The organism is Cognatishimia sp. 1_MG-2023 (assembly GCF_030548175.1).
GTDB lineage: Bacteria > Pseudomonadota > Alphaproteobacteria > Rhodobacterales > Rhodobacteraceae > Cognatishimia.
Map to the genome: position 1 here is coordinate 384,841 of NZ_JAUORX010000003.1, position 12,882 is coordinate 397,722.

Annotated in this window: 13 protein-coding genes; 6 read left to right on the forward strand and 7 right to left on the reverse strand. The window is 52.7% G+C overall.

Translation table 11 applies throughout. The features are described from left to right. Nucleotides 1-9 precede the first annotated feature (9 nt). On the forward strand, nucleotides 10-375 hold the full coding sequence (locus tag Q4544_RS07255) for a hypothetical protein (protein WP_368411258.1): 366 nt from the start codon (nucleotides 10-12) through the stop codon (nucleotides 373-375). On the opposite strand, the gene Q4544_RS07260 is transcribed toward Q4544_RS07255, so the two are convergent. The 4 genes from Q4544_RS07260 to Q4544_RS07275 form a co-directional block, all read right to left on the reverse strand. Further along, entirely contained in the window at nucleotides 372-1,910 is a 1,539-nt protein-coding gene (locus tag Q4544_RS07260; protein ID WP_303504846.1) for a Ppx/GppA family phosphatase, read from the reverse strand. The two genes, Q4544_RS07255 and Q4544_RS07260, sit on opposite strands and share 4 nt — an antisense overlap. Nucleotides 1,911-1,973: 63 nt before the next feature. Next, on the reverse strand, nucleotides 1,974-4,145 hold the full coding sequence (locus Q4544_RS07265; protein WP_303504848.1) for an RNA degradosome polyphosphate kinase: 2,172 nt from the start codon (nucleotides 4,143-4,145) through the stop codon (nucleotides 1,974-1,976). 159 nt (nucleotides 4,146-4,304) lie between these two features. After that, nucleotides 4,305-4,976 (reverse strand): chromosomal replication initiator DnaA, encoded by a 672-nt coding sequence (locus tag Q4544_RS07270; RefSeq protein WP_303504850.1) that lies wholly within the window; start codon nucleotides 4,974-4,976, stop codon nucleotides 4,305-4,307. A gap of 1 nt (nucleotide 4,977) precedes the next feature. Next, nucleotides 4,978-6,045 (reverse strand): AI-2E family transporter, encoded by a 1,068-nt coding sequence (locus Q4544_RS07275; protein WP_303504851.1) that lies wholly within the window; start codon nucleotides 6,043-6,045, stop codon nucleotides 4,978-4,980. Between the two features lie 203 nt (nucleotides 6,046-6,248). On the opposite strand from Q4544_RS07275, the gene Q4544_RS07280 reads away from it, so the two are divergent. Beyond that, nucleotides 6,249-6,440, forward strand: coding sequence for a hypothetical protein (locus tag Q4544_RS07280; RefSeq protein WP_303504853.1), 192 nt, complete (start codon nucleotides 6,249-6,251; stop codon nucleotides 6,438-6,440). 28 nt (nucleotides 6,441-6,468) lie between these two features. On the opposite strand, the gene Q4544_RS07285 is transcribed toward Q4544_RS07280, so the two are convergent. Next, complete coding sequence (locus Q4544_RS07285) at nucleotides 6,469-6,981, reverse strand: fasciclin domain-containing protein (protein ID WP_303504855.1); 513 nt, start codon at nucleotides 6,979-6,981, stop codon at nucleotides 6,469-6,471. A 146-nt stretch (nucleotides 6,982-7,127) separates the two neighbouring features. Next, a complete protein-coding gene (locus tag Q4544_RS07290) occupies nucleotides 7,128-8,117 on the reverse strand; it encodes an LLM class flavin-dependent oxidoreductase (RefSeq protein ID WP_303504857.1) in 990 nt (329 codons plus the stop codon). A gap of 178 nt (nucleotides 8,118-8,295) precedes the next feature. Between Q4544_RS07290 and proS the strand changes: the two genes are divergently transcribed. From proS to Q4544_RS07310, 4 genes are all read left to right on the forward strand, one after another. Continuing rightward, nucleotides 8,296-9,633: a proline--tRNA ligase gene (gene proS, locus Q4544_RS07295; protein ID WP_303504858.1), complete on the forward strand. Its 1,338-nt coding sequence runs from the start codon at nucleotides 8,296-8,298 to the stop codon at nucleotides 9,631-9,633. A gap of 89 nt (nucleotides 9,634-9,722) precedes the next feature. Continuing rightward, a complete protein-coding gene (locus tag Q4544_RS07300) occupies nucleotides 9,723-10,232 on the forward strand; it encodes a DUF2937 family protein (protein WP_303504860.1) in 510 nt (169 codons plus the stop codon). 51 nt (nucleotides 10,233-10,283) lie between these two features. Continuing rightward, nucleotides 10,284-11,567, forward strand: a complete 1,284-nt coding sequence (locus tag Q4544_RS07305) for a lipoprotein-releasing ABC transporter permease subunit (RefSeq protein WP_303504862.1) — start codon at nucleotides 10,284-10,286, stop codon at nucleotides 11,565-11,567. Continuing rightward, nucleotides 11,560-12,240 (forward strand): ABC transporter ATP-binding protein, encoded by a 681-nt coding sequence (locus Q4544_RS07310; RefSeq protein WP_303504864.1) that lies wholly within the window; start codon nucleotides 11,560-11,562, stop codon nucleotides 12,238-12,240. Before Q4544_RS07305 ends, Q4544_RS07310 begins: the two co-directional genes overlap by 8 nt. Before the next feature lie 168 nt (nucleotides 12,241-12,408). On the opposite strand, the gene Q4544_RS07315 is transcribed toward Q4544_RS07310, so the two are convergent. Next, on the reverse strand, nucleotides 12,409-12,846 hold the full coding sequence (locus tag Q4544_RS07315; RefSeq protein WP_303504866.1) for a DMT family transporter: 438 nt from the start codon (nucleotides 12,844-12,846) through the stop codon (nucleotides 12,409-12,411). Nucleotides 12,847-12,882 lie beyond the last annotated feature (36 nt).

Here is a 12,882-nt window from a genome sequence, read left to right on the forward strand (position 1 = left end):
GGTGCCCACATGACCTATATGACAAAAATTTCTGTAATGGCTTTGGTGCTGTGTGCAGCACCAGCCTTGGCTGAGGACGAAGCCAGTGGCAAGTCGCTGATGCAGCAGGGTGCGGAAATGTTCCTAAAGGGTCTTACCGAGCAGATGGAACCCGCGTTAGACGATCTCAAATCGCTGACCGAAGAAATGGGACCGCAAATGCGCGACTTTTTCACCGAGATGGGACCAGCTTTAGGAACGATCTTGGAAGACGTCAAAGATTGGAGCGTTTATGAGGCGCCCGAAATATTGCCCAATGGGGACATTATCATTCGCCGCAAGCCTGACGCGCCGAAAGGCGACGAAGAGGTGCCTACAGGGCCAGTTGACCTTTAGGCCGTTGTGGCCACGGGCTCTAGCTCCAAGGCACGGGCGAGTGACGCAAAACGAGATTGTGCCACTTCTCCAAACAACGCGTCAGCTGAGGCGGGCAGGGCAAGCTTGAGCTGCTTGGCGTCTTTGTCCCAAGTGAGCTTGCCAAGATCAGCATCTTTGCTCATCCATAGCATTGCGCCAAACCGCAAGGCTTTGCCTAGAACTTCTGCATCTCGCTGATCTTTTTCGTGCAAAAGTTCAAAAAGATCGGCAAACCGTGTTCCTTCGCGTTTGTTGCTATAGCGGTGTAGCAAAGCCAGCCCAAGGAATACGCGTTCTGCATGGTTTAGACCGCCTAGATTGGCCCGGGTGGCGTTATCAAAGCAAGTCTCCGCGCGGTAATCAGGATGTGCGCGCCAGCTTACGTCATGCAAAAGACAAGCGGCCTTCACGAGGCGTTTTCTGTCTGCCGCGGCGTCCTTAAAGAGGGGCTGCACAAAGTGATGCAAAACTTTGCCAAACCCAGGTACGCGGGCGTCTTTGGCCTCTGCAAAGCGGCACGCTTCGATCAAAGGGTCCCGATTGCGCAGCTTTTCGGGCATTTGTTCGTACAACATGCCTTCGCGGATACCGTAAGAAGATATTGCGATGTCATGAGGTTCAAACCGACGCACAATCTCGACGAGCACTTCGGAGGCGAGGGGAACCAGCGACATACGTTGTGATGATAGGCTACAACGTTGACGTAATTCCTCTGTGTCGTGCTGCGCAATATAGTCCGCTGTTTGTTGAATAGCCTGCGCATCCATTCGGTATTCGTGTAGAACATGCAGCGGATAGCCGCGCCGTTCCATATCAATCCGAGCAATGGCGCGCCATGAGCCACCAACGAGGAACAAACGATCTTCTTGATCGCCCATCTTTTTATGAAGTTTATCCAGCGTCTTGCTGATATACTTCGCGCGTCCTTCTGCGCCACCAGGAATATCTCGCAGTTTTAGTGGCCCCAATTGCGAGGTCACGCGCTTGCCGATTTTGCCGTCGCTGATTTCCGCCAGTTCCATCGAAGAACCGCCAATATCGCAGACCAACCCATAAGAGCCGGGCCAGCCAAGAAGGACACCTTGTGCGGAAAGCCGTGCTTCTTCCTTGCCGTCGATCACGTGGATCGTTAGGCCCGTTTCTTTCAGCACTTCGGCGCAAAAGGCTGGGCCATCTTCTGCCTCGCGAACAGCGGCGGTGGCGACAGCCGTCAGTGGTTCGTTGCAGATTTGTTTAGCGATTTCTTGGAAACGTCGAATAGCGGATAGGGCGCGGGTACGCCCTTCGGGATTTAAAAGGCCGGTTTCAGACAGGCCAGCCCCTAAGGCACACATGATTTTTTCGTTGTAGAAATAGGCAGGGCTACGCGCCGCGCCGTCAAACACAACCAATCGAACAGAGTTCGATCCAACATCAACAACGCCAACTCTGGAGAGCCTGCGCGCGGTTGGATCGTTAAAAAGAGGACGCCCAAAGGGGCCCCAATCTTGAGTGGACTCGTTATTGCCGTCCATGAATCACCCCGTCTGTCGTGTCCCCAAAATGCGTTACCCGCACGAGGCAGTCAATGCGGCACCTTAGTGCGTATGGGTCAGATCGGGGACATCCGCTGCCCCCGCTGATCCTCGGCCCGACAGAGAAGGGTTTTCCATAAAGAAACGATGGCAGTTAAAGGCGAACTCACCTACTTTTATCGGTGCACGTTTGAACGATCCATCAGGCGCCATAACCCAACTCTGGGCGACGTCTGCAAGGTTCGCGGCCATGATCTGTCCAACAATCTGTGCTTTTACTGTTGGGTTTTTGATTTCAACCAGCGTCTCGACACGGCGGTTTAAGTTTCGGCCCATCCAATCAGCCGAAGAAATAAAGACACATGATTTGTTAGACGGCAGCCCATGCCCATTCCCGAAACAAGCGATACGGCTGTGTTCCAGGAAACGGCCAACGATGGACTTAACACGAATATTTTCCGACAACCCTTTGATCCCAGGGCGCAATCCACAAATGCCGCGCACGACCAGGCTGATTTTCACGCCACTTTGAGAGGCCTTATAAAGCGCATCAATAATCTCGGGCTCGATCAGCGAATTCATCTTGGCCCAGATTTCGGCTGGACGTCCTGCGCGGGCGTGTTCGGCCTCGGCACTGATCATTTCAAGAAGCTTTGGTTTGAGCGAGTGGGGCGAGATTGATAGGTTCTCTAAGCTGTCTGGCTGCACGTAGCCCGACAGGTAATTGAAGACTTTGGTGGCATCCCGCCCTAGTGCGTCATCGCAGGTAAAGAAGCTCAGGTCGGTGTAAATCTTTGCAGTGATCGGGTGGTAGTTCCCTGTGCCGTAGTGCGTATAGGTGACCAATCGATCACCTTCACGACGCACAACCGTCGAGATTTTTGCGTGTGTTTTCCAATCAGTAAACCCATAAACCACATGTGCACCCGCGCGTTCAAGTCGGCGAGACTGACGGATGTTTGCCGCCTCGTCAAAGCGCGCTTTAAGTTCAACCAAAGCTGTGACTGACTTGCCTTCTTCGGCCGCTTCACAAAGGGCTTCGACAATCGGTGATCGCTTTGATGTACGGTAGAGTGTTTGTTTGATCGCCACGACATTGGGATCACGGGCCGCTTGGGTCAGAAACCTCACAACCATGTCGAAGGTTTCGTAGGGGTGGTGCAACAGCATGTCTTTTTGCTTGATCGCCGCGAACATATCGCCGCTGTGATCCTGAACACGTTCAGGTACGCGCGGAGTAAAGTTGGGCCAAAGAAGGTCATGCCGTTCATCCAGCACGAGTTCCTTTAGGTCAGCGATGCCGATCATGCCTTCGATTTCGACCACTTCGTCGCCTTTGACATGCAATTCGCGCATGATCAGGGACTTAAGGCGCTTAGGGGCATCCGCTGACATCTTAAGACGAACAACTTCACCACGACGGCGGCGTTTTAGCGCAACTTCAAATTCGCGCACCAAATCTTCGGCTTCTTCTTCTACCTCAAGGTCGCTGTCACGCAGCACACGGAAGGTGCAGTGACCCTTGTTTTTATATCCGGGAAATAGGCTGTCGAGATGCAACAAGAGCAAATCTTCAAGCGGCAAGAAACGTACAGTTCCTGGGTCAGAAGGTAGGGCAACAAAGCGGTCAATTTGGGCTGGGATCGGCAATAGAGCCTGAAGACCGCGTTTGTCTTTTTTGCGTTCTAGTTCAAGTGCCAGCGAATAGCCTGTGTTGGGAATGAATGGGAACGGGTGCGCGGGATCAATCGCGAGTGGTGACAAGACAGGAAAGACGTTGTTGAGAAACACGTTTCTTAGATAGTCTTTGTCGTTCTTGTTGACGTCCTTATAGGACAGGATTGTAATGTTCTCACGCTCCATCTCAGCACGTAAAACGCCGAATGCTGCTTGCTGTGCTTGCATCAGGTTTCGCGCATCTTCATTGATCAGGACCAATTGCTCTGCAGGTGTTAACCCGTCCAGTCCAGGCGTAACGTTGCCCTCGCGTGATAATTCACGCAGTCCTGCCACGCGTACGGTAAAAAACTCGTCCAGATTGGCAGCGGAAATCGACAGAAAGCGCAGGCGTTCGAGCAGCGGAACCTTTTGGTTTTCCGCTTCTTCTAGAACGCGCCAGTTGAATGACAGCCAGCTGAGTTCGCGGTTAACGAACCGCGCAGAGCTGCCAAGAACGCCTTCGTCAAGTTCGACGGGGGCCGGGAAGTCGTATTTCAGAAAGTCTGCATGAGTCATAAGTGTGCGTATGCCATTGGGCCGTAACGATAAGATGACACTATCACGGGGCTTTACACGGATGTCCAGTGATAGCGAATTTTGTAACTTATGCGATACGCGTCAAATGCGAATACTTCAGACGAAATGAGGATGAACCTATTTGCGTAGCTAGGGAATTTACTGTGCCGTTTTTAGATGTCTGCTCGCAAAGGCACGCGTGATCGGCTTTTTCTGCGAAAGCGATGCGCGATCCAATTCCTGAACGATTTCACGCGCCGAGGCATAGCTTCGATCAATCTGTTTTACCAAATATGGAATCGTGTCCGGTGTGGGCACAAGTTGGCGGTCTGCAAAGAGCTTGCCCAGTAATACGGTAAGCAAAGTATCGTCAGGCTCGCTAAGGGCTGCTGTTGTTGTGCCCTGCATCCGGCTTGCAAGGTCAGGTAAAGTCAGGCCCCAATGCTTTGGGTCAGCAATACCTGTGATCAGTAGTGAATGTCCCTCAGCCAGCGTTAGATTGTGCAAGTGAAACAAAGCCGCTTGCGCCTCTGGGTCATTGGCAATCTCTGGCACGTTTTCAACAGCGACGGGCCCCTGAGCAAGCGAAGGGATGTCCGTGCGTGTTAGGTTTTGCGCCGAAACGATCTGTGCTGCGCTTTGGGCGGCCCAAACATGCGTTAGGTGGGTTTTTCCGCTGCCAGCTGGGCCAACGATGGCCAGCTTGTTGTTCGTCCAATTCGGCCAGCTTTCCACCAGCGCCAATGCAATCGCGTTCGCGGGTGTCACAAAGAAATCGTCACGTCCAAGGGCAGGACGCACAGGAAGGTTTAGGCTAAGTTGTTCGGGCATATTATTCGTTGTCGCCACCAGCGTGGCCCATGTACAGGCGAGAGGCTTTATACTGTTCTGTACCGTAGCGCACCAAAACTCCAATTGAGGCGGCAACCGGTACGGCGACAAGCATGCCGACGAAGCCAAACAATGTACCGAATACGGATAAAGCAAAGATCAGCCAGACGGGATGTAGGCCGACAGAGCTGCCAACAAGTTTAGGTGTGAGGACATTGCCCTCAATCACTTGGCCAAGGCCAAAAATACCCGCGACCAAGCCAAGAGAGAGCCAATCGCCCCAGAACTGGAACAGACCCAAACCAATTGCCAGTGCGCCACCGACAAGAGCGCCGACATATGGAATGAACGTGATTAAGCCCGCGATAAACCCAACGACCAAACCAAATTGCAAACCGACAAGCATCAGTGCAACTGCATAATAAGTGCCCAAGATTAAACAGACCGTCCCCATACCTCGGACAAAGCTTGCAAGGGTTTTGTCGATCTCATGGGCAAGGCGGCGGACCTTTGGGGCGTGATCCCGTGGCAAAAGCTCGTCTATCCGAGCGGTCATGTTGTCCCAATCTAGCAGCAGGTAAAAAGCGACTACCGGTACAATCACCACCAACATCGCGACGTTCAGCAAAGAGGCCGCTGAAGACAGCGCTGTCTGCAATAATGCGCCACCTTTTTCTTGGATTTTTTGACCGATCCCCGAAAGTGTCTGTGAAATTACACTGTCCGGTTCCAAGAGTTGCGGGAACCGCTCGGTCAAGAAGACTTGGAGCTCTTTCACAAGGGCAGGGGCCGTTTGTATCAAAGACGTGGCCTGTTGCACCAAGGTTGGCACAACGGCCAGAAACATAACCACGAATATCAAGAGAGCGACTAAGGTAATGATGGCGGTCGCCGCGGCTCTGGAACAGCCCATCGCTTCTAGTCGATCTGCAACTGGGTCAAGGAAATAGGCAATCGCGCCGCCTAATACGAAAGGCAGGATTACATCACCTAAGAACCATAGGGCCACGAAGAAAGTCGCGGTTACTAAGCCCCAGTATTTAGCTTGATCTTGAATAGGAAGTGCCATCTGCGCCTCGTAAAAACTGTTGGATGACAAATGGCGCATGGTTGGGCGTAAAGCAAGACAACGGCATAAACTTCGTTGGAGACTAAATTGAGCTAAATCACCAATGATCGAATTTTGTGATGCTGGTGTGAATTTATATTCATTTTACTAATGTAAATTGGTTGGCCATGTTGCCAATGTAGCTAATGACTCGGAGAAAAAACATGGCACACCCCACAAGCGTTCTTCCAGCGTCGTCCGAAGCTGGCACTCTCATTGTGGCGACTTTGATCGCCGCCTTTATTGGCTATGGTGTCGGCACCACAACCGCCGATATTGGATTTTCGGCGCCACAAAGTGCAGCGCCGACTAACTTGCCTGATTGGCATGGTAATGTAATGAGGTCCAACTACTGAATGGAACTGGCGTTCGTCCCGTTGTGGATCAGCAGGACGGGCGTGTACCTGGTAGCAAGACTTTGTCGATCACATGGATCACACCGTTGTCTGCTTTAATGTCAGCGATAATCACATTGGCCATCTCACCCGTACCGTCAGCAATCATAACGCCAGAGCTGTTTTTTGTGATGCAAAGGCGTTCTGACGCAAGAACTGGTTTGAAGTAGTTTGAGCCAGCAGGAATTTGAGCAGCGCTTAGGTTGCGGTCATCCACATGGTAAAGCAAGACGTTGGTCAGCTGATCTTTATTTTCTGGCTTTAATAGCGTTTCGACCGTCCCTTCAGGCAAGGCTGCAAAGGCATCATTGATAGGGGCGTAAACCGTAAATGGGCCTGGACCCTGCAGTGTTTCGACCAGACCTGCGGCGCCGACCGCGGCAACAAGAGTTGAGAAACGATCATCAGCAACTGCGATGTCTACGATTGTGTCTGACATAGCTGCAGTCGAGCCAATGGTGGCGGCCACAAGGGTGGCCGCAAATGTATTTGCGAACTTCATGAGTTTTCCTCTCGGTTGGTGCACCGCTCCCCTGGGTGCAACTGTAAAGAGATACGGTAGAGAACTCGATTTGGATCAATTTTAGACGGCTTAAGTTCTTTTTGGCTTACACTTTGTTTGATTTATCAGAGCAAAAGGCAATGCGCTCAAACAAATTTTCTAAGAACCTCTGCCGCGATTTCAAACGACCGTAGACGCGCGTTATGGTCGTGAACCATGCCTGTCACAATCAATTCGTCCGGTTGATAGGCATCAACGATGTTTCTTATGCCGTCTTCGATTTCAGCAGGCCCACCGGTGGCAGAACACGACAATGCGTGGTTCACACCTTCGGCAACTTGTAGCGAGATAAGCGATGTCACATCTTCGACTGGGGCGGGTAACTTGCCGGGTTGACCTGTGCGTAGCCGAGCAAAGGCTAACAGTTGCGATGATCGCAAATAGGTGGCCTCCTTAAGCGTGTCAGCCGCGCAAACGCCTGCGCCGATCATCACATAGGGCTTATCCAAATAGGCAGAGGGGCGGAAAGTACGTCGATAGATCGTGATGGCCTCTTCCAACATGGCCGGTGCAAAGTGAGATGCAAATGCGTAGGGTAGTCCAAGCATCGCAGCCAATTGCGCGCCATATAGGCTGGACCCCAATATCCATACAGGAACCTTTGTGCCTTCTCCAGGTATCGCCCGTACCGCTGTTTTAGCATTGGGTATCTCAAAATACCCCAAGAGTTCCTGCACATCTTCAGGGAAGTTGTCGTTTGCAGCCATGTGGCGCCGTAGGGCTCGCGCCGTGGCCATATCTGTACCCGGAGCACGCCCAAGCCCAAGGTCGATACGATCTGGGAACAGTGTTGCCAGCGTTCCATATTGTTCTGCCACTATCAAAGGCGCATGATTTGGCAGCATGACACCGCCTGCACCGATACGCATAGTCTTGGTCGCATTGGCAATGTGGCCAATGACGACGGATGTCGCTGCACTGGCGATGCCTGGCATATTGTGATGCTCAGCCAGCCAATAACGGTGATAGCCCCAAGTTTCGGCAGCTTTGGCCAAGCTCACTGAATGCGCGAGCGCGTCGGCTGCAGTTTCGCCTTCGGGAATAGGGGACAGGTCAAGTAGAGAGTATTTCTGCATAGCCGCCTCAAAGTTTTAGAAAGTAGCGCTTGGTGTCGGGGCCTTTTGTTCAATTATCTAAAGCAAGCGAATGCGCTGTCAATTCAAGCAATGAGGGCGCGCTCAATATATCCATCTCTTGCTTGCCATAGCGCAAAGCCATAAACGGGTGGAAATCATTCAATCGCATGGAGCCGTGATGCGCCTCACTCGCTATTTTCTGCCCGTCCTAAAGGAAACACCTTCGGACGCTCAAATTGTCAGCCACCGCTATATGCTGCGCGCCGGTATGATCAAGCAAGCCAGCGCTGGGATTTATTCTTGGCTGCCGCTTGGTTTTAAAATCCTGCGCAAGTTAGAAAACATTGTTCACGAAGAGCAAGTGCGCGCAGGGCACGTTCCCATGTTGATGCCAACGCTTCAGTCTGCTGATCTTTGGCGCGAAAGCGGTCGCTACGATGGATATGGCGATGAAATGCTGCGAATGCAGGATCGTCACGGTCGCGACATGCTGTTTTCGCCAACCGCAGAAGAAATGTTTACGGATGTCTTCCGCAGCCACGTCCGGTCTTACAAAGACCTCCCGCTGACGCTGTATCAAATCCAGTGGAAGTTCCGCGACGAAGTGCGTCCTCGGTTTGGTGTGATGCGTGGGCGCGAGTTCTTTATGAAAGACGGTTATAACTTTGACCTAACCAAAGAAGACGCGCTGCACGCATATAACCGCCATCTTGTCAGCTACTTGCGCACTTACGAGCGTATGGGCCTGCAAGCCATTCCAATGCGCGCGGATTCTGGTCCGATTGGCGGCGATTACACCCATGAATTCCTCGTACTTGCCGAAACCGGTGAGTCAGAAGTGTTCTATGACAGCGAAATCACCGATCTGAAATTTGGTGACCGTGAGATTGACTATGACAATGTAGAAGCATGTCAGTCCGTTCTAGAGGAATTCACCAGCCGTTATGCGCGTACGGATGAAACCCACGACGAAGCAGAGTTTAATACCGTTCCCGAGGAACGTCGCCGTACAGCACGTGGTATCGAAGTTGGTCAGATCTTCTACTTCGGGACGCAATATTCCGAGAAAATGGGTGCAACTGTGCAAACGCCAGATGGCGCGAACGTACCTGTACACATGGGCTCGCACGGTATTGGTGTATCTCGCTTGTTGGGCGCGATCATCGAGGCCAGCCATGATGACAAAGGGATCATTTGGCCAGAAGGCGTAACCCCGTTCCACGTGGGCATTGTGAACCTCAAGCAGGGTGATGAAGAAGCAGATGCGGCGTGCGAAGCTTTGGAGAAATCCTTCGAGGCGCTGGGCCTTGAGCCACTGTATGACGACCGCAAAGAACGTGCCGGTGGTAAATTCGCGACGATGGATTTGATTGGCCTGCCTTGGCGGATCACCGTTGGCCCACGCGGTTTGAAAAACGGTGTGGTCGAAGTGACCAGCCGCCGCACAGGCGAAAGCGAAGAGATGCCGCCAGAAGCGGCCGTCAAGAAAATCGCTGAGATTTACGCAAGTCTTTGATAATGTGGCCCCCGGGAAACCGGGGGTTTTCTTTTCTAGCGATGTGGGTTTGAATATTTCTAGAAAGATGAAGCAGAGGGTGGCGACGCATGATCACACGCGCTTTGACATTGGCAGCAGGGCTATCAGGTGCGGCGGGGTTCTCGCAATTCCCTGAATTTTCACAACAATATGCCCAACGTCTTGGCGGGGCGGTGGATGAGTTGCACCAGTTTGTCGTGGACTTCGATGCGGATGCTGCGCAGGTTGGCGTGACCCGCGACGTCGCGCTTGCGCAATTAGCAGAAGGCGGAGCAATTGGTGCGGCTCGCGCCGAAACCATGCAGGTGACCATAACACGTTACGAGCGATTGAGCTCAGCGCGGGATGCCTTGCAAGATGCGGGGCCGTTTATGCGTGCCTATCACAGCGCAAAGATCAATGATCCAGAGATTGTCCACGCCGCTTGGGCCGAGTTTAAACCGGCGGTGCCTTTGTCCTTTGAAGGTGCTGTTTTTGCTGTATCTGGATTTTTCGCAGCCTTTATAGGTAGTTATGCCGTTCTTGGTTGTTTGAGGCTTTTGTTCCGCCGGCGGAAGGCTGCCAACCGCACCGCTTGACCGGGGCATTGGGGCGACTTAGGTTGCCGCAAACAATGAGCAGGCGCAATTATGGCGGGCACACCTCCCTTTTCTAAATTCGAATGGATGATTGCGTGGCGCTATTTGCGTGCGCGGCGGGCTGAGGGTGGCGTGAGTGTCATGACTTGGATCAGCCTGATCGGGATCACGCTTGCTGTCTTTGCTTTGATTGCGACATTGGCCGTAAGGTCCGGATTTCGCACGGAATTTGTTGATACGATCCTTGGTTCAAATGCGCATGCGACTGTGTATCAAAGTGCAGAAGTCGACGCGCGTGGCAAGTTGGATCGCACGATCCACGATTTTGAGGCCATGGCAGAACGGCTTCGCACGGTTGAAGGCGTGACACGTGCAGCGCCTTTGGTCAAAGGGCAGGTGATGGGCAACCTACGCCAGCGCAATGCCGGGGTGGAAGTCTTTGGAATCACACTGGAAAATCTGAAAACCATTCCACGTGTGGCGCGCGTTGAAACCGCGCAGGGAAATATAGACAATTTTAACGATGGCATCGCCATCGGTTCGGGTGTGGCGCGAGAATTAGGCGCGTCTTTGGGGGATCGGATCAAACTGATTTCGCCAAATGGGGTGAAAACTGCCTTTGGAACCAGCCCGCGCGTGAATTCCTATGAGATTGTTTATGTCTTTTCGACCGGGTCCTATCCTATTGATAAAACACGGGTTTACCTGCCCTTTGGTGAGGCCCAGAGCTATTTCAACGCGGAAGGGTTTGCCAATGAGATCGAGGTGATGGTCGATGACCCAGAAGCCGTGGATCAATTGGCGTTGCCCTTGATCCGTGCGGCGGGTGATCGCGCCTTGATCTGGACATGGCGCGATGCTTCGGGCGGGTTTTTGCGCGCGCTAGAGATCGAAGACAATGTGATGTTTATCATTATGGCGATCTTGGTTTTGGTTGCCGCAATGAACATTGTTAGCGGATTGATAATGTTGGTAAAAAACAAAGGCCGCGACATCGGAATTCTGCGCACGATGGGGCTGACCGAAGGGTCTGTATTACGCGTTTTCTTTATTTGCGGGGCCTTTACCGGCGTGATTGGTACCTTGATGGGGGTCGCTCTTGGGTGCCTATTTGCGATCTATATTGATCAGGTGTTTTCGCTGGTGAATTTTGTGGCTGGCGGCGGTGTCTGGGATCCGGCTGTACGCGGAATTTATCAACTACCAGCGCAACTTAGACTAAATGATGTGATGTCTGCGGTTGGGCTTTCTTTGGGGCTTTCTTTCATTGTGACGATCTTTCCGGCGCGGCGGGCGGCGCGGATGAATCCAGTTGAGGCGCTGCGTTATGAGTAATGTGTTAACATTAAGCGGTGTGACCAAGGCGTATAACGCGGGTCAGACCAACGAAGTGAACGTGCTGCGCGGCTGCGATTTGACGCTGGACGCGGGCGAAGTGGTGGCCCTTGTGGCGCCGTCGGGATCGGGAAAATCGACGTTGTTGCACATTGCCGGATTGCTGGACACAGCCGATGCCGGGACCGTCGAAATTGCAGGCGAAACCATGACCGGTTTGTCCGACCGGCGGCGGACGATTTCGCGCCGTCAGGACGTTGGATTTGTGTATCAGTTTCACCATTTATTGCCGGAATTCAGCGCGTTAGAAAACATTGCTCTTCCGCAGTTGGCGAACGGCGTGCCAACAAAAGCGGCGGAAGAACGGGCGATGCATTTGCTTGATACCGTGGGGGTTGCTGATCGGGCTAGCCACCGTCCGGCGGCGCTTTCTGGGGGGGAACAACAGCGGGTTGCCTTCTGTCGTGCCTTAGCGAATGAGCCCAAGGTTTTGCTGGCGGATGAACCAACCGGTAACCTTGATCCTGCGACCTCTGACAAGGTCTTTGAAACGTTAATGACGTTGGTGCGTAGCACTGGTTTGTCGGCGTTGATCGCGACGCATAACCTGGATTTGGCGGCGCGGATGGACCGTGTTTTGCGGATGCAGGACGGTGTTTTAACACCTGAGTAATGTGGAAATTCGTACGTTTCGTGAGCTGAAACGTACGATTCGGCTTTTGGTTTCAGTTTCTGAAAATCTTTATAAAGATGAATGTAAGCCGCGCATTCCTGCGCGCGGCTTGTAAAGAAATTGGAAACCCTTTGATCCTATTTTGTTCTGCAAGCATCTGGTTCTGCGCTATGCGATTTGGGTAAGCCACACACCCACTGCCATGACGCCGATGCCTGCTGCGCGGGTTAATGAGATAGGAGAGAGTGAAGCACCGAATAAGCCAAAGTGATCAATCAATGCGGCAGAGATCAACTGACCAAGCAGGACGAAAAAGACAGCATTTCCGACACCAAATTTTGGTGCGATGAAGGTGATGGTGATGGCGTAAAACGCCATGAAGGCACCCGCGAGAAACAGGTGCTTGGGGGCTGATGCGAGCTTTGCCAGATGTGTGGCTTCACCGGTGATAAGAACAACCGTGCCGCTGACCAAAAGGCCGACGACAAAAACGACGACGCCTGCCGCAAGCGGGGAGCCAATGAATTGCCCCAAAGCCGCGCTAAGGGCTGCGAGGATTGGAATGCCGATACCGGCGGCAAGCATGATCAGGGCGTAGGTCGTCATTTGGGGCATCCTGTGTTTCCGATCTGTTGGGCGCCC